The organism is Flavobacterium zubiriense, assembly GCF_041729725.1.
In the GTDB taxonomy this organism is placed as follows: domain Bacteria; phylum Bacteroidota; class Bacteroidia; order Flavobacteriales; family Flavobacteriaceae; genus Flavobacterium; species Flavobacterium zubiriense.
In genome coordinates this window covers 121,622-139,106 of record NZ_JBCFQL010000005.1, presented here as the reverse complement: position 1 = coordinate 139,106, position 17,485 = coordinate 121,622, and the positions used below count along the sequence as shown (strand labels likewise).

Here is a 17,485-nt window from a genome sequence, read left to right as displayed (position 1 = left end):
TGTTCTGCGCTAAATTTGTCATACACCCTTAAAGACAACAGCGGATTGTCTATAAATTTTTATTAAATAAAATCCGCTTCCTCTTTTGTAATGATAAGGTATAACTGTAAAATTGCTAAATTTAGAAACCAGATGGTAGAAAGCTAGTATCTGGTTTTTTAATTTCTTAATCTAGGTTAAGCGATAAGCATAAGTGAATACCATAATTTTGTTCTTATCAAAATGAAGTAACAATTTAAAAAATAAAACTATGGCAACTACAAAATGGACAATCGACTCGACACATTCAGAAATTGGATTTAAAGTAAAACACATGATGTTTACAAACGTTTCAGGAAAATTTGATTCTTATGAAGCAACAATTATTACAGACGAAGATAATTTCGAAAATGCTAGTATCGAATTCTCTGCTGATATCAATTCGATTAACACTAATAATGGAGACAGAGATAATCATTTAAAAAGTGGCGATTTTTTTGATGCAGAAAACCATCCAAAACTGACTTTCAAAGCGACTTCTTTCACTAAAGATGGTGATGATTATGAACTAGTAGGCGATTTGAGTTTGAGAGGAGTAACAAAATCGGTAAAACTCGCAACTGAATTCAGCGGTTTAATGAAAGATCCTTGGGGAAATACTAAAGCAGGATTGAATATTTCTGGTAAAATAAACCGTAAAGACTGGGGATTAAACTGGAACTCAGCTTTAGAAGCAGGCGGTGTTTTAGTTGGCGAAGAAGTTCGTTTAAACATCGAATTACAATTAATCAAAGCATAAGGAATTTCAACCCCTGATTTTCATAAACAAACGGCTAAACTTCGACTGGAAGTTTAGCCGTTTTTATCTTTACTGATAAATCCTAAAAAAATACTATTTTTGCATCCCGATTGATTAATTTTTCAATCTTTAAATATTTCAATTTTTAAATTAAAAAAACATGAAGGCATACGTATTTCCAGGTCAAGGAGCACAGTTTACAGGAATGGGCAAAGACTTATATGAAAACGCTCCATTAGCCAAAGAATTATTCGAAAAAGCAAACGAAATATTAGGTTTCCGCATTACAGATATCATGTTTGAAGGAACTGCCGAAGAATTAAAAGAAACTAAAGTAACGCAACCAGCAGTATTTTTACATTCCGTAATTTTAGCAAAAACCTTAGAAGATTTCAAACCAGAAATGGTAGCAGGACATTCTTTAGGCGAATTTTCAGCTTTAGTTGCTAACGGTGTTTTGTCTTTTGAAGACGGATTAAAATTAGTTTCTCAAAGAGCTTTGGCTATGCAAAAAGCCTGCGAAATCACTCCTTCAACTATGGCAGCCGTTTTAGGATTAGCTGACAATGTTGTAGAAGAGGTTTGCGCTTCTATTGACGGAGTTGTTGTAGCTGCAAACTATAATTGCCCTGGACAATTAGTGATTTCTGGCGAATTTAAAGCGGTAGAATTAGCTTGCGAAAAAATGAAAGAAGCAGGGGCAAAACGTGCTTTGTTATTGCCTGTTGGTGGTGCTTTTCACTCACCAATGATGGAACCTGCAAGAGAAGAACTAGCAGCCGCAATTGAAGCGACTACTTTCTCAACACCAATTTGCCCAGTGTACCAAAACGTAACGGCTAGCGCAGTCTCGTCTGCAGACGAGATCAAGAAAAACTTAATTATACAATTGACTGCTCCAGTAAAATGGACACAATCTGTACAACAAATGATTGCTGATGGAGCAACTTTGTTTACTGAAGTAGGTCCTGGAAAAGTATTAGCTGGATTAATTGGAAAAATCAATAAAGAAGCGGCTACTGCAAATGCTTAATTAGTATTCTGTAAGCAGCTTTTAGTGATCAGTTGTTACAAACAAGAATCCTCTTAAACTTAGGTTTAGGGGGATATTTTGTTTTGAAAAAGAAATTGGGCTATTTCGAAATAATAAACGGTATTAACTATCTTTGTTTTTAAGAATATCTTCTTATGAATTTAAATTTACGAACAGTAAACGTCACTCGATACATTACTCCGCTTCGGGAAGGTGGCTCTTTACCTGCTTTGGCAGAAGCCGATGATGATTTTAAATATGTATTAAAATTTAGAGGAGCTGGTCACGGAGTAAAAGCTTTAATTGCTGAATTTTTAGGTGGTCAAATAGCCAAACAATTGGGATTACCTGTTCCAGAATTAGTTTTTGCACAATTAGACGAAGCCTTTGGAAGAACAGAAGCTGATGAAGAAATTCAGGATTTATTAAAGTTTAGTCAGGGTTTAAACCTAGGATTACACTATTTATCCGGAGCTATTACGTATGATGCTGCCGCAAATGATTGCGAAGCTTTACTGGCTTCAAAAATCGTTTGGTTAGATGCTTTTATTACCAATGTGGATCGTACTTTCAAAAATACGAATCTTTTAATTTGGAAAAAAGAACTTTGGTTAATCGATCACGGAGCCTCTTTTTATTTTCATCATTCCTGGGTGAATTGGGAGAAAACAGCCATCACTCCATTTGCATTAATTAAAGATCATGTTTTATTACCAAAGGCATCAAAACTAGAAGAAGCCCATCAAGAATCTATTGCAATGTTAAATGATTCGATTCTAAAAGAAATGGTAAATCAAATTCCAGAAGATTGGTTGCAATGGGAAGACCAAACAATAACTGCCGACGAAATTAAAGCAATCTATTTTCAGTTTTTAAGCTCACGCTTGAAAAATGCTGATGTATTTTTAAAACAAGCTCAAGATGCACGAACAACACTTGTATGATTATGCTGTCATTCGTGTCGTACCAAGAGTAGAACGCGAAGAATTTATAAATGTAGGTTTGATGCTTTATTGCAAGCGCCAGAAATATTTACGTATTCAATATCAAATTCCTACAGCTAAAATCAGTTTATTTTGTAGCGAATTTGATTTGGACCAACTCAAAGTCAATTTAGATTCATTTGTAGCGATTTGCCAGGGTAAAAAAGATGCTGGACCGATTGCATTATTCGAAAAAGACGAACGCTTTAGATGGTTAACAGCTATTAAAAGCTCAAGTATTCAAACTTCAAGACCGCATTCAGGATTTAGCACTGATTTAGACAAAACTTTTGAGAAATTGTATCTTGAATTAGTATTGTAATAAATCCTTCGCTTCTTCGCAATGGTTATTGATTATTCCAGTAATCAAATAATTGTGATTCTTTTTTTCGAAGAAAATATACCAAGTAGTTCTTTTATTGGATTTATAAAAAACATAACTAGAACCTTGATACTGAAGTGATTTTGGAGTTGACTTATGAATATTTAATTTAATATTTTCATCAATAGCATCATAAATCTTTATCACATAACCTTCTGCCGATTCTATAAATCCAAAATATTCTTCTTTATATAATATTCGAACTAAATCATCCAGATAATCAATAACTTTTGGAGTAATAATTACTTTTACTTTCCCCACCATTCTCTAATACGTCTTATTGACTCTGCTTTTGCTTGTTCAGGTGTATAACCTTTTTCAAATTCGGCGTCAAAGTCAAATGTAGCATGATCAATGCCTTGTTTTGTTTTAGATAACTCATAAGCAGCAGCAGTTTCCTCTACTTTATCTATTTTAGATTTTTTTCCTTTAGCATTCATAATCACTGCATTTAATTTCTAACGAAATTACAACTAATACTTTAAAACAAAAAATCCCAAACTATCAATTTCGATAATTTGGGATTCTTGCTTATTATAGCTTTTCTTATTGTGGCAATTTAAAAGCTTGTCTGGCCACAACAACCCATTTTCCTTTTTGTTTTTGCCAAACTAATACGTTTCCAATTTTTATATCTTTTTCAACACCACTATCTTTAGTATGTGCTGCCAAATTATGTCTTACTATGGCAACATCTCCTGTAATTTGAATGGTTTGATTTTGGAATTCTATGGTCACAAAATCAGATTCTTTGTTAAGCAATTTTTCAATAAATACTTCTTGATTTTGAAGCACACCACTAGAATGCCCGTAACTTAAATCTTTTGACGTTAATTCTTTTAGTTGATTTGTTTCTGGATCAATTAATGCTTTTCTAAATGCTTCCACTCTATTTGCAACCACTGTCACTTCTTTCGAAACTGATTTTGTTTGCGCCCAATTTGAAAATGAAATCAAAATCAAACCTAAAATCAAATACTTTTTCATAATTATTTGCTTAAAAATTCTAAAATGCTCTCAGAAATAAATTGGACTTGTTCATCCTCTAATTCAGTGTGCATCGGTAATGCAATAACCTCTTCACACAATTGATTGGTTACAGGAAAATCTTGCTCTTGGTACCTAACATCGGCATACGCTTTTTGCCTGTGCAAAGGTATTGGATAATAGATAGCACAAGGTATTGCTTTACTTTGTAAATGAGCCAACAAGCCGTCTCGTTTTCCATTTGTAATTCGAATAACGTATTGATGAAAAACATGACAATCACAACTTTCGCAGATGGTTGGCACCCAAATATCTGGATGAATACCTAAAGCTACACTGTATTTTCTAGCTGCCTCTTGACGCGCTTTATTGTAAGTATCTAAATGAGGTAATTTAGCATTTAAAACTCCTGCCTGGATACTATCTAATCTTGAATTTACACCCACAACATCATGGTGGTATCGCTCGTACATCCCGTGGTTTACAATTCCTCTCAAAGTATGCGCTAGTGCATCATCATTGGTAAAAATTGCTCCACCATCACCATAACAACCTAAGTTTTTAGACGGAAAAAAAGAAGTGGCACCCACATGACCAATAGTTCCTACTTTTACTTTTTCTCCATTTTTATTAGTATAATCGGCACCAATAGCTTGCGCATTATCTTCAATTACATATAAATTATATTCTTTTGCAATTGCCATAATCGCGTCCATATTAGCCGAACGACCAAATAAGTGTACCGGTACAATTGCTTTGGTCTTAGGTGTTATTGCCTTTCTAATTCCATCCAAAGAAATATTCATGTTGTTCCTATCCACATCCACTAAAACTGGTGTTAATTGCAATAACGCTATCACCTCAACAGTTGCAGCAAAGGTAAAATCGGCTGTAATTACCTCATCTCCTGGCTGTAACCCTAATCCCATCATGGCAATTTGCAAAGCATCTGTTCCATTAGCACAAGGAATTACGTGTTTTACACCCAAATAATCTTCCAACGATTTTTGGAATTGATGCACTTGAGGTCCATTGATATAAGCATTTGTATCCAAAACTTCCTGAATAGAAGCATTAACGGTAGTGGCAATTTTATCATATTGACTCTTTAAGTCAACCATTTGAATTTTCTTCATTTCAACTTTATTAATAGTTAGAAAGTACTGGCTTATACTCTTCATATAACAATTGGACTTTCACAAAAGGGAAACAAAAATAGGTATTATTGATTTCAAACCAATGATTTTAAGCCAAAGAAAATGTATTTTAGCCCAAAAAATATCCGAATGCTTTTTCTCTATAATTTCATCATTACAATTGCCGATTTTTTCTTGAAAATTATCGCACTATTTAATCCAAAAATAAAACTCTTTGTTTCTGGAAGAAAAACCGTTTTCAGCACGCTTGCGCAAAAAATAAACGCAAACGACAAAACCATTTGGTTTCATGCGGCTTCTTTAGGCGAATACGAACAAGGTCTTCCTGTGATTGAAAAAATAAAAGAAAAACACCCTTCGCATAAAATTGTGTTGACTTTCTTTTCCCCTTCAGGTTATGAAGTCCGAAAAAACAATATAGTTGCAGATGCAACGGTGTACTTACCGATGGACACTAAAAAGAATGCCCAAGAATTTCTAAAACTCGTTCATCCCGAAATGGTGTTCTTTATAAAATATGAATACTGGCCGAATTACCTAAATGAACTAAAAAAACTAAATACCCCTACTTATTTAATTTCTGGGATTTTTAGAAAAAATCAAATGTTTTTTAAATGGTACGGGCCATTTTATAGAAATGCCTTGAATACTTTCACTCATTTTTTTGTTCAAAATGAAGCTTCAAAAAATTTATTACTTCAATTAGAAAAAACCAATGTGACTATTTCTGGCGATACGCGCTTTGATCGGGTAGCTGCAATTTTAGAAAAAGACAATCGTTTGGATTTTATTTCCGAATTTAAAGACGATACCTTAAATGTAGTTATTGGTAGTTCATGGCCAAAAGACGAAGAATTACTAGTAGATTTCATCAATTCAAATACTAATAATGTAAAATTCATCATTGCACCACACAACATTAAAAACGAGCAAATACAACAATTAAAAAACCGCATAAACAAAAAGACGGTGCTGTTTAGCGAAAAAGAATCTAAAAATTTAGCTGATTTTGATGTGTTCATTATTGACACTATCGGCATTTTAACTAAAATATACAGCTACGCCGATATTGCTTATGTAGGCGGCGGTTTTGGTAATCCTGGCGTACATAATTTATTAGAGCCAGCTACTTTTGGCGTTCCAATAATTATTGGACCTCATTTCTCTCATTTTGCCGAAGCGATTGCTTTAGTTAATTTAAAAGGCTGCATTAGCATAACAAATGGCAAAGAACTAACAGCTATTTTTGAAACATTAATTACAGACGAAAGTAATCGTAAGAAAAAAGGTAGTATTTGTAGCGAATTTGTAAATAGAAATAAAGGAGCTACAAGTCTAATTTTAGAAAACATTCAATGAAATAAAACTAAAGCAACTTTAAAAATGATTTTTAGCACTTTAGAAATTCTCTTTTTTAATACCAAATACAGAAAACAAAGCAAATAACCGAAACGCAAAAACGGCAGTTTAAAAAAATTAAATTCTCAAAAAACCAACTTATAGATTTCATAATTCATAAAGAATCCTTTCAATTCGACCAAACTAAACACAATACACTTGTAATCAATCCATTAAAAAACCAACAAAAAAAGCTGTTTTTTTTTCTACTTTAAAAAAGAGGTTTTTAAACAAAACTATTTCAGCTATAAAACTGATACTTTTGGTCAGAAAATATAATCGAATAATATTTTAAAAAAAAAATGAAAAAATATTTTACATATCAAAAATTTTATATCTTTGCCTCGAATTAATAATTAACCTTTTATAATAAAGTAAGATGAAAAAAGTATTTTTAAGTTTAGCTGTAGTTGCTGTTTTAACTGTTGTATCTTGTAAAAAAGCTGAAGCTCCTGCTGAGGACGTTGCTGCTGTTGATACTACTGCTGTAGCTGTTGACTCTGTAGCTGTTGACACTGTTGCTACTGCTGTTGATTCTGCTGCTGTTGAAGCTCCTGCTGCTGAGTAATTTTTAAATTACAGTAAAAAATAAGCCGTTCACATTGTGACGGCTTTTTTTTGACCTATACTCAACAAACAATTTCTAATTTAAAAACAACCAAACAGTTTAATCCATAAACTCAAAATCGTTGTTAGCAAAATCAAGAATCTCTGCTTTTGAACCGTATTTCACTATTTCATCAATCCCTTTCTGAACCATCAGTTCTGTACTGTATTTTCGACTTACAGCCACAACCCTACCATCAACTACAACTCTAAAGAAAAACTTCCCTTTAGACGTTTTAAATTTTACATAAGAGCAATTTTCTAACACAGATCGTAAATACTCCGCATCTGCTTCACAATCCATTCTTAATTCATAAGCATTACTGGTAAAAATAGTTTTCCCTTTTCTAGAAGTAAACTCAAATTTATAATCTCCGCTAAATCTTTTACTAATAACAAAAGTTCCCATATTTTTTTACTCAAACAAAACTATTAAATCCCAATTTTAAAAAATTCCAAATTCCAAAAACGGCTAGAATCAACAAATCACACTATTACAAATCTTAAACTACCCACTAAAAACGGATCAACGCTAAATGTTGTGGAGAAACATAAAAACCATACGCTCTAATTATTTTTTACCGCAAAGAGCGCAAAGATTTTCAACTAAGAATACTTCTAAAAGCACAAAGTTCACAAAGCTAAGTCAATAGAAAACTTTGCGAACTTTTCCTTTTTATAAAAACTAAGGGTAAAAAACTTAGCGCTCTCTGCGGTAATTTTTTTTCTAACTCCACAGGTTTTTGTGTTGACCCACTAAAAACAATAAAAAACTGATTTTTGTACAAATAAAAAAAGCTCCAAACATTAGTTTGAAGCTTTCTTTGTACTCAGAGCGGGACTTGAACCCGCACGAACATTGCTGTTCACTGGATTTTAAGTCCAGCGTGTCTACCAATTTCACCATCCGAGCATGATGTGATTTCGAGCGAAAAACGGGGCTCGAACCCGCGACCTCGACCTTGGCAAGGTCGCGCTCTACCAACTGAGCTATTTTCGCATTTTCAATTCTTAAAAAGAACCGCGATACTTGTTCTGTATTGCGGATGCAAATTTAAGACCTTTTTTCGATTACACAAGCCTTTTTTGAAAAAAAATTCAATATTTACACTAAGCTTTTGATTTGCTTTACTTTAAAAATAAAAAATTATTTTCTAGTCAACATCCTTTTAATTTCATTCAGTTTCATCAAAGCTTCTACAGGAGTAACCGAATTGATATCGATATTTAAAATCTCTTCTTTTATCTCTTCTAGTAACGGATCATCCAAATTAAAGAAACTCATTTGCATTTGCTCTTTTTCTGATTTAATTCCGTTTAATGCATCACTAGAATGATCTTTCTCTAATTTCTTTAAAATCTTTTGGGCTTTCAAAATCACAATTTGAGGCATTCCTGCCATTTTTGCCACATGAATCCCAAAACTATGTGCACTTCCGCCTTTGACTAATTTTCTAATAAAAAGCACCGTATCTTTCAATTCTTTGACAGAAACATTATAATTCTGAATTCGACTCAAAGTTTCACTCATTTCATTCAATTCATGATAATGGGTTGCAAACAAAGTTTTAGGTTTAGAAGGATGTTCGTGTAAAAATTCGGCAATAGCCCAAGCAATCGAAATTCCATCGTAAGTACTCGTTCCTCTCCCAATTTCATCCAACAAGACTAAACTTCTATCGGAAATATTATTCAGGATCGAAGCCGTTTCGTTCATTTCGACCATAAAAGTCGATTCTCCCATCGAAATATTGTCACTCGCTCCTACTCTGGTAAATATTTTATCCACCACGCCCATTTTTACACTATCAGCCGGCACGAAACTTCCCATTTGAGCCAACAGCACAATCAAAGCCGTTTGACGCAAAATAGCCGATTTACCAGACATATTGGGCCCCGTAATCATAATTAATTGCTGCGTTTCTCTATCCAGGAAAACATCATTAGCAATATAAGGAACACCTACAGGCAATTGTTTTTCGATAACAGGATGTCTTCCGTTTTTAATATCCAATTCGAAAGTTTCATCCAGTTCTGGACAAATATATTTGTTCTCAATAGCCAATTGCGTAAAAGAACACAAACAATCCAATTGCGCGACCAAATTAGCATTCAACTGAACGGGCTTGATATAAGTAGCAATCCATGCCACTAATTGCTCGAACAATTCTGTTTCTATCTTATGAATTTTTTCTTCGGCACCAAGAATTTTAGCTTCGTAAACTTTTAGTTCTTCGGTAATATAACGCTCAGCATTAACCAGCGTTTGTTTTCTAATCCATTCGGTTGGAACTTTGTCTTTGTGCGTATTTCTAACTTCGATATAATATCCAAAAACATTATTAAATGAAATTTTCAATGAACTGATTCCCGTTCTTTCTGATTCTCTGGCTTCAATTCCTTCTAAAAAATCTTTCCCTGATGTAGAAATAGCACGCAATTCGTCCAATTCTTCGTTAACTCCTTTAGCAATAGCATTTCCTTTGGCAACAGCCACGGGAGCATCCTGATTTAAAGTTGTTTTTATTTTTTCTCGCAATAATTCGCAGCTGTGTAAACTATCTCCAATTACCTTCACCGCTTCTTGCGGACTGTCAAAAGCCAAAGTTTTTATTGGGATAATAGCATCTAATGATTCTTTTAAGTAAACCACTTCACGCGGGGAGACTTTCCCAGCGGCAATTTTCGAAATTAAACGCTCTAAATCGGAAATTTGTTTGACCTGATATTGTATTTTTTGCAACACCTCTTGATTTTCTTTCAAATAAGAAACCACATCGTGACGGCTTTGCACTTTTTTGATGTCTTTTAATGGCAATGCCAACCAGCGTTTTAATAAACGACCACCCATTGGCGAAAGCGTTTTATCAATAACATCCAGAAGCGTAACCGCATTAGGGTTATAACTGTGATACAATTCGAGATTTCGTATCGTAAAACGATCCATCCAAACATAAGCATCTTCGGCAATTCGTTGGATGGCTGTAATGTGTTGCACTCTGTTATGCTGCGTTTCGGACAAATAATATAAAATAGCGCCCGAAGCAATAATTCCTTCTTTCAAATCTTCAATTCCAAAACCTTTCAAAGAAACAGTCTGAAAATGTTTGGTCAACGTTTCAAAAGCATAATCTTCTTTGTAAACCCAGTCTTCAAGATAAAAACAATGGTAATCGTCTCCAAAATTTTCCTTGAAATCATTTTTATTATTCTTTTGAATCAAAACCTCTGACGGACTAAAATTCTGTAATAATTTATCAATATATTCCGCATTTCCCTGAGCTGTAAGAAACTCTCCAGTAGAAACATCCAGAAAAGAAATTCCTATTGATTTATTGGTAAAAAAAACAGAAGCTAAAAAGTTATTCGTTTTGGATTGTAAAACCTCATCATTCATAGAAACTCCCGGAGTGACTAATTCAGTTACCCCACGTTTTACTATGGTTTTAGTCATTTTAGGATCTTCCAGCTGATCGCAAATGGCAACACGAAGTCCCGCTTTAACTAATTTTGGCAAATACGTATTAATAGAATGATGGGGAAAACCAGCTAAGGCAGTCTCTGTTTCAGAACCCGCACCACGTTTAGTTAATGTAATTCCTAATATTTTTGAAGCCCGAATGGCGTCCTCTCCAAATGTTTCATAAAAATCGCCAACTCTAAACAACAAGCAAGCATCAGGATACTTTCTCTTTATCTCATTGTACTGCTTCATTAACGGGGTTTCCTTAACTACTTTATCTTTAGATGCCAATTTATTTTGTTTTTAGTATATTAAAAATGCGAAAGCGAATTTAAAAATTTTATTACGAATAACTACCACTTCAAAAATTAAAAGCATTTTTAAGGAAAAATTAAGGCATTGGCATGATTTTTTCTTTAGTTTTGTTCAATAAAACTAAATTACAACAAAATGAAAAAAATAATTTTACTTGCTGCACTAGTTGTTTTTGGAATTAGCACTTCTAAAGCACAAGAAACTTCTAAGAAAATCAAAGCGCCAGTTGCTAAAACGGTAAAAGTAAACGGAGCGGGAATGGTCTTTGAAAATGAGACTATCGATTACGGTACAATTGCACACAATTCAGATGGAAAACGTGAATTTGTTTTTACAAATAACGGAAACAAACCTTTAATTATTACTAGTGCTGTAGGTTCATGTGGATGTACAGTTCCTTCTACACCAAAAGAGCCAATTGCTCCAGGTGCCAAAGGAGTAATTGGTGTAAAATATGCAACAGACAGAGTGGGTACTTTTTCAAAAACAGTAACTGTATCTTCTAATGCTGCTGGACAACCAACAAAAACGTTAACGATCAAAGGAACTGTCCTTGATGACAAAAAAAGTTAATTTTTAAAATTTCATAATACTCTAAGAGCTTCCTTTTGCTACAATCGGAAGCTTTTTTTATTCGAATAAATGCCATTATTAAAATGAGAAAACTAGAAAATAGCGAGCTAGAAAGAAAATCGATTGCAGACTTTAAAAAATCGGAGAAGACACCTCTTATTTTAGTCTTAGATGATGTACGCAGTTTACACAATATAGGTTCAGTTTTTAGAACTGCCGATGCGTTTTTGATTGAAAAAATATATTTATGTGGTATTACCGCAACACCTCCAAACAAGGAAATTCACAAAACAGCCTTAGGAGCAACCGAAACCGTAACTTGGGAACATAACGAGAATGTACTTGACACAATTGCTGCTTTACAACAAAAAGGAGTAATCACACTTGCCATCGAACAAGTAGAAAGTGCTGTTTTCCTTCAAAATTTTGAAGTCGAAAAAAATCAAAAATATGCTTTGGTTTTCGGCAATGAAGTTCATGGTGTAGCCCAGGAAGCAGTAGCTTTGTGTGACGGTTGTATCGAAATTCCTCAATTAGGAACAAAACATTCTTTGAATATTTCAGTAAGTGCAGGAATTGTAGTTTGGGATTTATTTCAAAAAATGAATGGGTCAAAATAACTCTATATTCAAAAAAACAATACTTTTATGATATGATAAACAATATTTTACATATTTTAATACTAGTGTTTTTTTTCACAAATCATTCCTATTCTTTTGCTAACACACTCATTGATCCTCCTACAATAATTGTAGATGGAAGTGACGTATATTGCCCAAACACATATCATAAGATTGTCACAAATGTAATCATTACGAATGATCCATTAGAAACCAGTACAGATGTAGTTTACATACAAATCTCTTCAGGATATATTATAGGACAAGATATTTTAAAACTAAGCAATAATTATACAAATCCTTCAATAATAGGGAATTTCAATTCTGTCGAGGGAAAATTAACATTAACATCTACAAATGGTTCATTACCTTATGTAGACTTTATAACTGCTATAAAAGAAGTAGAGTTTTATAATAACTCAGCAAATCCATCAGGAATCAGAGAATTTTCAATAAGTATAGGCAAAGGAAATCTTAGTTATTTACCTAGGACAGGGCATTACTATGAATATGTACCTTCATCAGGAATAAACTGGACCAGAGCAAGAGACGAAGCCGCTGCAAGAATATACTATGGGCTTCAAGGCTACTTAGCCACTTTAACAGCCGCAGATGAAGCTCAATTAGCTGGAGCACAAGCACCAGGAGCAGGATGGATTGGCGGAAGCGATGCCGAAACAGAAGGTGTATGGAAATGGGTTACGGGACCAGAAGGACTTGCTAATGGAGGAACAGGAACAATTTTTTGGATAGGAGTAAGTAATGGAACAGCAACAGCTCCTAATTTTTATGCCAATTGGAATAACAACGAACCTAACAACAACATCCAAACTTTTAAACCAAATGGTGAGCATTACGCACATATTACAGCACCTGGAATCGGAAAATCGGGGGCATGGAATGATCTTTCTAATGATGGTGATCCACCTGGAAATTACCACCCTAAAGGTTATATTGTAGAATATGGCGGAATGCCAGGAGATCCTGATTTACAACTTTCAGCTAGTGTAACTCTTAGTATTGCAAAAATCACTAGTACTACTTCAGCATCACGATGTGGAACGGGTAGCGTAACTTTAAAAGCCACATCATCAACTGGAATAATTAGTTGGTATGATTCTCCTACTGCTGGAAGTCCATTAGCAGCTGGGAATGATTTCATAACAGCTTCCCTATCCACCACCACATTTTATTACGCACAAGCTTCCGACTGCGAATCAACAAGAGTAAGAGTTACAGCAACCGTCAACATCATCCCAACCTTAAACGTTGTCGACAACATAGTTCCTCTATGCGAATCAGGCAGCATCACCTTGAACGCAACAACTGATGTTGGTACTGTAAACTGGTATGCTTCATCAACTGACAGCAGTATTTTAGGTTCTGGAAATCAATTTACCACACCTACAATTACACAAAACACTACCTATTACGCCGAAGCCGTTAATAATGGTTGCACATCAGGCATTCGAACTCCAATAAACATTGTCGTATATTCTTCACCGGATGTTAATGACGAAGAAATTTCCTTTTGCCTAGGGAGCAATACAGAACTTGATGCAGGCTTAACAGGAATGCGTTATCTATGGTCAACAGGAGCAACATCACAAAAAATCACGGTTAATAGCCGAGGAATCTACACCGTAGACGTTACAAACGAAAATAATTGTAGCAGTCGAAAAACCATCAATCTTACCGAACACACTATTCCTGAAATTAATTACATCGATGTCAACGAAACCACCGTAGTTATTTATTTAAAAAAAGAACAACCCTATTTTGAATATTCAATTGACGGAACTAACTATCAAAATTCCAATGTGTTTTTTAATGTTCCAAGTGGTTTACAGACAGCTTACGTTAGAGAAATCAATTCCTGTGGAATAGATACTAAAAATTTTATAGTATTAATTGTTCCCAAGTTTTTCACTCCTAACAACGACTCTTTCAATGATCGCTGGGAAATAAACGGATTGAGTTTTTACCCAAAAGCTTCGGTCACTATTTTTGATCGCTATGGAAAATTAATTAGTATTTTAAATAGCAATAATCCTAGTTGGGATGGAACTTATCATAAAATTATGCTTCCTGCTGATGATTATTGGTATATATTAAAAATTGATGATTCAGGTACTGAAAAACGAGGTCATTTTTCTTTAAAAAGATAAACTAACTATTGATCCTCTTTTGAATTTCGTCTAAAACAAAAAGATAATCCGATTGATTATTTACAAAATCCCTATTAGTTACATCAATAATTAAAACATTTAAGTTAGTCTGAGAATCCAAATAAGACAAATACCCATTATTTATTTTTTCCAAATAGTCAATAGAAATTTCTTGCTCATAATCCAGCCCTCTTTTCTGAATATTTTTTAATAACTGCTCCGGTTTTTGCAACAAATAAACGTACAAATCAGGTTTTGGAATTTCTTTATAGATAATATCAAAAAGGTTTTTATACAATTGATATTCTTCTTCTTCCAATGTTACTTTTGCAAAAATTAGGGATTTAAAAACATGATAATCGGCAACTAAAATATCATTTTTTAAATCATGTGAAGCTAAATTTTCTGAAAGTTGATGGTAACGATCTACTAAAAACGATAATTCTAACGGAAAAGCATAACGCTCCTGATCCTTATAAAATTTAGCCAAAAAAGAATTATCAGCAAACCGTTCAAAAAGCGTCTTCGTATTAAAATCTTCGGCAATTTTTGTAGCTAATGTGGTTTTTCCTGCTCCAATATTTCCTTCAAAAGCAATATTGAATCCTTTTTTAAAAGAAGATTGTTCTACTGGATTTTCTAAATCTGCAACAGCAACACATTCTCCTGTATCCGAACAATTTTCGACCATTTCTGAAATCGTCATCTTTAAAATGGGATGTATCCAATTTATTTTCAAATCCTGAAAAGGAAGCAAGACAAACTTTCGATCTTGCATTAATGGGTGTGGAACTGTAAGCTTTTCTGTTTCGATAATAGCTTCATCAAATGCAATCATATCAATATCTATAATTCGAGATTGATAACCGCTTTCGTTTTTTCGAATACGACCTAATTTTTGTTCGATTGCTAAAGCTTTCAAAAGCACTTCCGAAGCCGAAAGATGACAATGCAAAACCAAGGCACAATTGTAAAAAGCATCACTATCAAATCCCCAAGCAGCGGTTTCATAAACTTTAGAAACCTGAATTACCATTCCTATTTCCTGATGCAATAATGCAATACAGTGTTTTATTACTTCAAGTCGGTTGCCTTGATTACTGCCAATGGATAAAATAACCTGATGTTGTGCTTTCATATTAAGCACAAATTAACTAAGAATTTTAGAAATAGCAATATATTTGCAAAAAGTAACTGTATTCAAGTTCGACAAAAAACTAGAATGTGGTTGTTTTTATCCTCAAAATCAAAGCATCGTATTATGAAATTTTTAAGTAATGTAATCGCTACTGTTGTCGGCCTGTTTGTGTTTTTAATGTTGTTTTTTTTCGGAATCATTTTTATTGCTGCTATTTTTGGTGGTGATACAGATGGAGAATCTCTTAAAAAAAATTCTGTAATCGAATTAAACCTTAAAGATGTACAATTTGATTATGCTGGAAAATATAAAGATCCCTGGATGAGCTTTTTTTCGGAAGAAAAAAACATTGGTTTAACTGATGTTATCAATGCCATTGACGTAGCTTCGATAGACGATAATATCAAAGGAATTTCTATTTTAAACAACAATTCCCAGTTAGGAATGGCGCAAAGCAAAGATTTGCGTAATGCCTTAGAAAATTTTAAAAAATCGGGAAAATTTGTCATGGCTTACGCCAATAGTTATTCGCAAAAAGAATATTACCTGAATTCCGTAGCCAATAGCATTTATTTGAATCCTGTGGGCGATTTGGATTTTAAAGGATTGTCTTCTGAAATTATGTTTTTCAAAGATTTGCAGGAAAAAACTGGCGTAAAGATGGAAGTACTTCGACACGGGAAATACAAAAGCGCCGTAGAACCTTTCTTAGACAATAAAATGAGCGAGGCTAATAGAGAACAAACCACAGAATTATTACAATCGATTTGGAATTCTGTTTGTGCGGAAATTTCGAAAAGTAGAAGTATTTCAGTTTCTAAATTAAACGAAATTGCGAATGGTTTATTAGCCCGAACTCCAGAAATGGCAAAACAACAAAAGCTAATTGACTATATTGCTTATGAAGATGTGTATCATAATGACATTAAAAAAGCATTAAAAGTTAGTCCTGATAAAGAATACAATAAAATCTCCATTAGTGATTATACTAATAAAATGATCACAACTTCTATAGTCTCTGAAAGCGATGATAAAATAGCCATTATTTATGCTCAAGGCGAAATCCAGAGTGGCGAAGGAGATGTAAATACTATAGGTGAAGGTTCAATGCGTCGATCATTACAAGAAGCTAGAAAAGACAAAAAAGTAAAAGCCATCGTTTTACGAATTGACAGCCCTGGTGGAAATGCTTTAACTTCCGATTTGATTTGGAGAGAAGTAGAATTAACTAAAAAAGTGAAACCTATAGTGGTTTCTATGGGAAATTATGCCGCTTCTGGTGGTTATTACATTGCTTGTAACGCCAATACCATCTTTGCTCAAAACAACACGATTACAGGCTCTATAGGCGTTTTTGGGATTTTACCTAATTTTAATGAGCTTACAAAAAAGGTTGGAATTAACGTTGAACAAGTAAATACTAATAATAACGCAGCTGGTTATAGTCCTTTTGTACCATTAGATGACAACTTTAAAGCCGTTACACTAGAAGGAATTGAACACATTTATAAAACCTTTGTAACTCACGTTGCCGAAGGTCGAAAAATGAATTTCGCAGCTGTAGATTCTATTGCTCAAGGAAGAGTTTGGTCAGGTTCAGAAGCTTTAAAAATTGGCCTTGTGGATAAAATTGGCGGATTAAACGCGGCTATTGTAGAAGCCGCTCGTTTGTCTAAAACACAAAATTACACTACTCAAAACTATCCTGAATACGAAAAAGATTTTGATGATATGCTTTCGCGTTTTCCTTTTGGCAGCTCAAAACAAAACATCATAAAAGAAGAAATTGGCGTTGAAAATTACCAATTATTGCAACAAGTAAAAAAATTCCAATCTCGAAAAGGGGTGCAAGCTATTCTGCCTTTTGAAATTTCGATTTATTAA

Annotated in this window: 17 protein-coding genes and 2 tRNA genes; 10 read left to right on the top strand and 9 right to left on the bottom strand. The window is 33.8% G+C overall.

Features of this window, described 5'->3' with window-relative positions:
• Positions 1-250: 250 nt before the first annotated feature.
• The 4 genes from AAGV28_RS06025 to AAGV28_RS06010 all read left to right on the top strand — a co-directional run bounded on the left by AAGV28_RS06025 (position 251) and on the right by AAGV28_RS06010 (position 3,116).
• Positions 251-778, top strand: coding sequence for a YceI family protein (locus tag AAGV28_RS06025; RefSeq protein WP_373405924.1), 528 nt, complete (start codon positions 251-253; stop codon positions 776-778).
• Positions 779-938: 160 nt separating this feature from the next.
• Positions 939-1,811 (top strand): ACP S-malonyltransferase, encoded by an 873-nt coding sequence (fabD, locus tag AAGV28_RS06020; protein WP_373405923.1) that lies wholly within the window; start codon positions 939-941, stop codon positions 1,809-1,811.
• 155 nt (positions 1,812-1,966) lie between these two features.
• The gene (locus AAGV28_RS06015) at positions 1,967-2,755 is read left to right on the top strand and encodes a HipA family kinase (RefSeq protein ID WP_373405922.1); all 789 of its coding nucleotides are present in this window, start codon (positions 1,967-1,969) and stop codon (positions 2,753-2,755) included.
• Positions 2,733-3,116, top strand: a complete 384-nt coding sequence (locus AAGV28_RS06010; RefSeq protein WP_373405921.1) for a DUF3037 domain-containing protein — start codon at positions 2,733-2,735, stop codon at positions 3,114-3,116. The genes AAGV28_RS06015 and AAGV28_RS06010 overlap by 23 nt, the downstream gene beginning before the upstream one ends.
• Here the strand turns inward: AAGV28_RS06010 and AAGV28_RS06005 are convergent.
• The 4 genes from AAGV28_RS06005 to AAGV28_RS05990 all read right to left on the bottom strand — a co-directional run bounded on the left by AAGV28_RS06005 (position 3,105) and on the right by AAGV28_RS05990 (position 5,299).
• Positions 3,105-3,440 (bottom strand): hypothetical protein, encoded by a 336-nt coding sequence (locus AAGV28_RS06005; protein WP_373405920.1) that lies wholly within the window; start codon positions 3,438-3,440, stop codon positions 3,105-3,107. The genes AAGV28_RS06010 and AAGV28_RS06005 overlap by 12 nt on opposite strands.
• On the bottom strand, positions 3,425-3,616 hold the full coding sequence (locus tag AAGV28_RS06000) for a hypothetical protein (protein ID WP_373405919.1): 192 nt from the start codon (positions 3,614-3,616) through the stop codon (positions 3,425-3,427). Before AAGV28_RS06000 ends, AAGV28_RS06005 begins: the two co-directional genes overlap by 16 nt.
• Before the next feature lie 106 nt (positions 3,617-3,722).
• Positions 3,723-4,163, bottom strand: a complete 441-nt coding sequence (locus tag AAGV28_RS05995) for a nuclear transport factor 2 family protein (protein ID WP_373405918.1) — start codon at positions 4,161-4,163, stop codon at positions 3,723-3,725.
• A gap of 2 nt (positions 4,164-4,165) precedes the next feature.
• On the bottom strand, positions 4,166-5,299 hold the full coding sequence (locus tag AAGV28_RS05990) for a DegT/DnrJ/EryC1/StrS family aminotransferase (protein WP_373405917.1): 1,134 nt from the start codon (positions 5,297-5,299) through the stop codon (positions 4,166-4,168).
• Between the two features lie 150 nt (positions 5,300-5,449).
• Between AAGV28_RS05990 and AAGV28_RS05985 the strand changes: the two genes are divergently transcribed.
• Positions 5,450-6,679 (top strand): 3-deoxy-D-manno-octulosonic acid transferase, encoded by a 1,230-nt coding sequence (locus AAGV28_RS05985; protein WP_373405916.1) that lies wholly within the window; start codon positions 5,450-5,452, stop codon positions 6,677-6,679.
• Between the two features lie 418 nt (positions 6,680-7,097).
• On the top strand, positions 7,098-7,286 hold the full coding sequence (locus tag AAGV28_RS05980) for a hypothetical protein (RefSeq protein WP_373405915.1): 189 nt from the start codon (positions 7,098-7,100) through the stop codon (positions 7,284-7,286).
• 99 nt (positions 7,287-7,385) lie between these two features.
• Here the strand turns inward: AAGV28_RS05980 and AAGV28_RS05975 are convergent, their stop codons facing one another.
• From AAGV28_RS05975 to mutS, 4 genes are all read right to left on the bottom strand, one after another.
• A complete protein-coding gene (locus tag AAGV28_RS05975) occupies positions 7,386-7,733 on the bottom strand; it encodes a DUF1508 domain-containing protein (RefSeq protein ID WP_373390822.1) in 348 nt (115 codons plus the stop codon).
• 418 nt (positions 7,734-8,151) lie between these two features.
• Positions 8,152-8,237, bottom strand: a tRNA-Leu gene (locus AAGV28_RS05970).
• A gap of 14 nt (positions 8,238-8,251) precedes the next feature.
• Positions 8,252-8,324: transfer RNA gene (locus AAGV28_RS05965), tRNA-Gly, on the bottom strand.
• A gap of 147 nt (positions 8,325-8,471) precedes the next feature.
• Positions 8,472-11,078 (bottom strand): DNA mismatch repair protein MutS, encoded by a 2,607-nt coding sequence (mutS, locus tag AAGV28_RS05960; RefSeq protein WP_373405914.1) that lies wholly within the window; start codon positions 11,076-11,078, stop codon positions 8,472-8,474.
• A gap of 159 nt (positions 11,079-11,237) precedes the next feature.
• Here mutS and AAGV28_RS05955 point away from each other — a divergent pair, with 159 nt between their 5' ends.
• The 3 genes from AAGV28_RS05955 to AAGV28_RS05945 all read left to right on the top strand — a co-directional run bounded on the left by AAGV28_RS05955 (position 11,238) and on the right by AAGV28_RS05945 (position 14,463).
• A complete protein-coding gene (locus tag AAGV28_RS05955) occupies positions 11,238-11,675 on the top strand; it encodes a DUF1573 domain-containing protein (RefSeq protein ID WP_373405913.1) in 438 nt (145 codons plus the stop codon).
• Between the two features lie 83 nt (positions 11,676-11,758).
• Positions 11,759-12,295, top strand: coding sequence for an RNA methyltransferase (locus tag AAGV28_RS05950; protein WP_373405912.1), 537 nt, complete (start codon positions 11,759-11,761; stop codon positions 12,293-12,295).
• Between the two features lie 32 nt (positions 12,296-12,327).
• Positions 12,328-14,463, top strand: a complete 2,136-nt coding sequence (locus AAGV28_RS05945; protein ID WP_373405911.1) for an Ig-like domain-containing protein — start codon at positions 12,328-12,330, stop codon at positions 14,461-14,463.
• Position 14,464: 1 nt separating this feature from the next.
• Here the strand turns inward: AAGV28_RS05945 and folK are convergent, their stop codons facing one another.
• Positions 14,465-15,601, bottom strand: a complete 1,137-nt coding sequence (gene folK, locus AAGV28_RS05940; protein WP_373405910.1) for a 2-amino-4-hydroxy-6-hydroxymethyldihydropteridine diphosphokinase — start codon at positions 15,599-15,601, stop codon at positions 14,465-14,467.
• Positions 15,602-15,724: 123 nt separating this feature from the next.
• Between folK and sppA the strand changes: the two genes are divergently transcribed.
• Positions 15,725-17,485, top strand: a complete 1,761-nt coding sequence (gene sppA, locus AAGV28_RS05935) for a signal peptide peptidase SppA (RefSeq protein ID WP_373405909.1) — start codon at positions 15,725-15,727, stop codon at positions 17,483-17,485.

Coding starts and splice junctions, on each gene's coding strand:
- AAGV28_RS06025 (WP_373405924.1), top strand. CDS start 251: ATGGCAACTACAAAATGGACAATCGACTCGACACATTCAGAAATTGGA.
- fabD (WP_373405923.1), top strand. CDS start 939: ATGAAGGCATACGTATTTCCAGGTCAAGGAGCACAGTTTACAGGAATG.
- AAGV28_RS06015 (WP_373405922.1), top strand. CDS start 1,967: ATGAATTTAAATTTACGAACAGTAAACGTCACTCGATACATTACTCCG.
- AAGV28_RS06010 (WP_373405921.1), top strand. CDS start 2,733: ATGCACGAACAACACTTGTATGATTATGCTGTCATTCGTGTCGTACCA.
- AAGV28_RS06005 (WP_373405920.1), bottom strand. CDS start 3,440: ATGGTGGGGAAAGTAAAAGTAATTATTACTCCAAAAGTTATTGATTAT.
- AAGV28_RS06000 (WP_373405919.1), bottom strand. CDS start 3,616: ATGAATGCTAAAGGAAAAAAATCTAAAATAGATAAAGTAGAGGAAACT.
- AAGV28_RS05995 (WP_373405918.1), bottom strand. CDS start 4,163: ATGAAAAAGTATTTGATTTTAGGTTTGATTTTGATTTCATTTTCAAAT.
- AAGV28_RS05990 (WP_373405917.1), bottom strand. CDS start 5,299: ATGAAGAAAATTCAAATGGTTGACTTAAAGAGTCAATATGATAAAATT.
- AAGV28_RS05985 (WP_373405916.1), top strand. CDS start 5,450: ATGCTTTTTCTCTATAATTTCATCATTACAATTGCCGATTTTTTCTTG.
- AAGV28_RS05980 (WP_373405915.1), top strand. CDS start 7,098: ATGAAAAAAGTATTTTTAAGTTTAGCTGTAGTTGCTGTTTTAACTGTT.
- AAGV28_RS05975 (WP_373390822.1), bottom strand. CDS start 7,733: ATGGGAACTTTTGTTATTAGTAAAAGATTTAGCGGAGATTATAAATTT.
- AAGV28_RS05955 (WP_373405913.1), top strand. CDS start 11,238: ATGAAAAAAATAATTTTACTTGCTGCACTAGTTGTTTTTGGAATTAGC.
- AAGV28_RS05950 (WP_373405912.1), top strand. CDS start 11,759: ATGAGAAAACTAGAAAATAGCGAGCTAGAAAGAAAATCGATTGCAGAC.
- AAGV28_RS05945 (WP_373405911.1), top strand. CDS start 12,328: ATGATAAACAATATTTTACATATTTTAATACTAGTGTTTTTTTTCACA.
- folK (WP_373405910.1), bottom strand. CDS start 15,601: ATGAAAGCACAACATCAGGTTATTTTATCCATTGGCAGTAATCAAGGC.
- sppA (WP_373405909.1), top strand. CDS start 15,725: ATGAAATTTTTAAGTAATGTAATCGCTACTGTTGTCGGCCTGTTTGTG.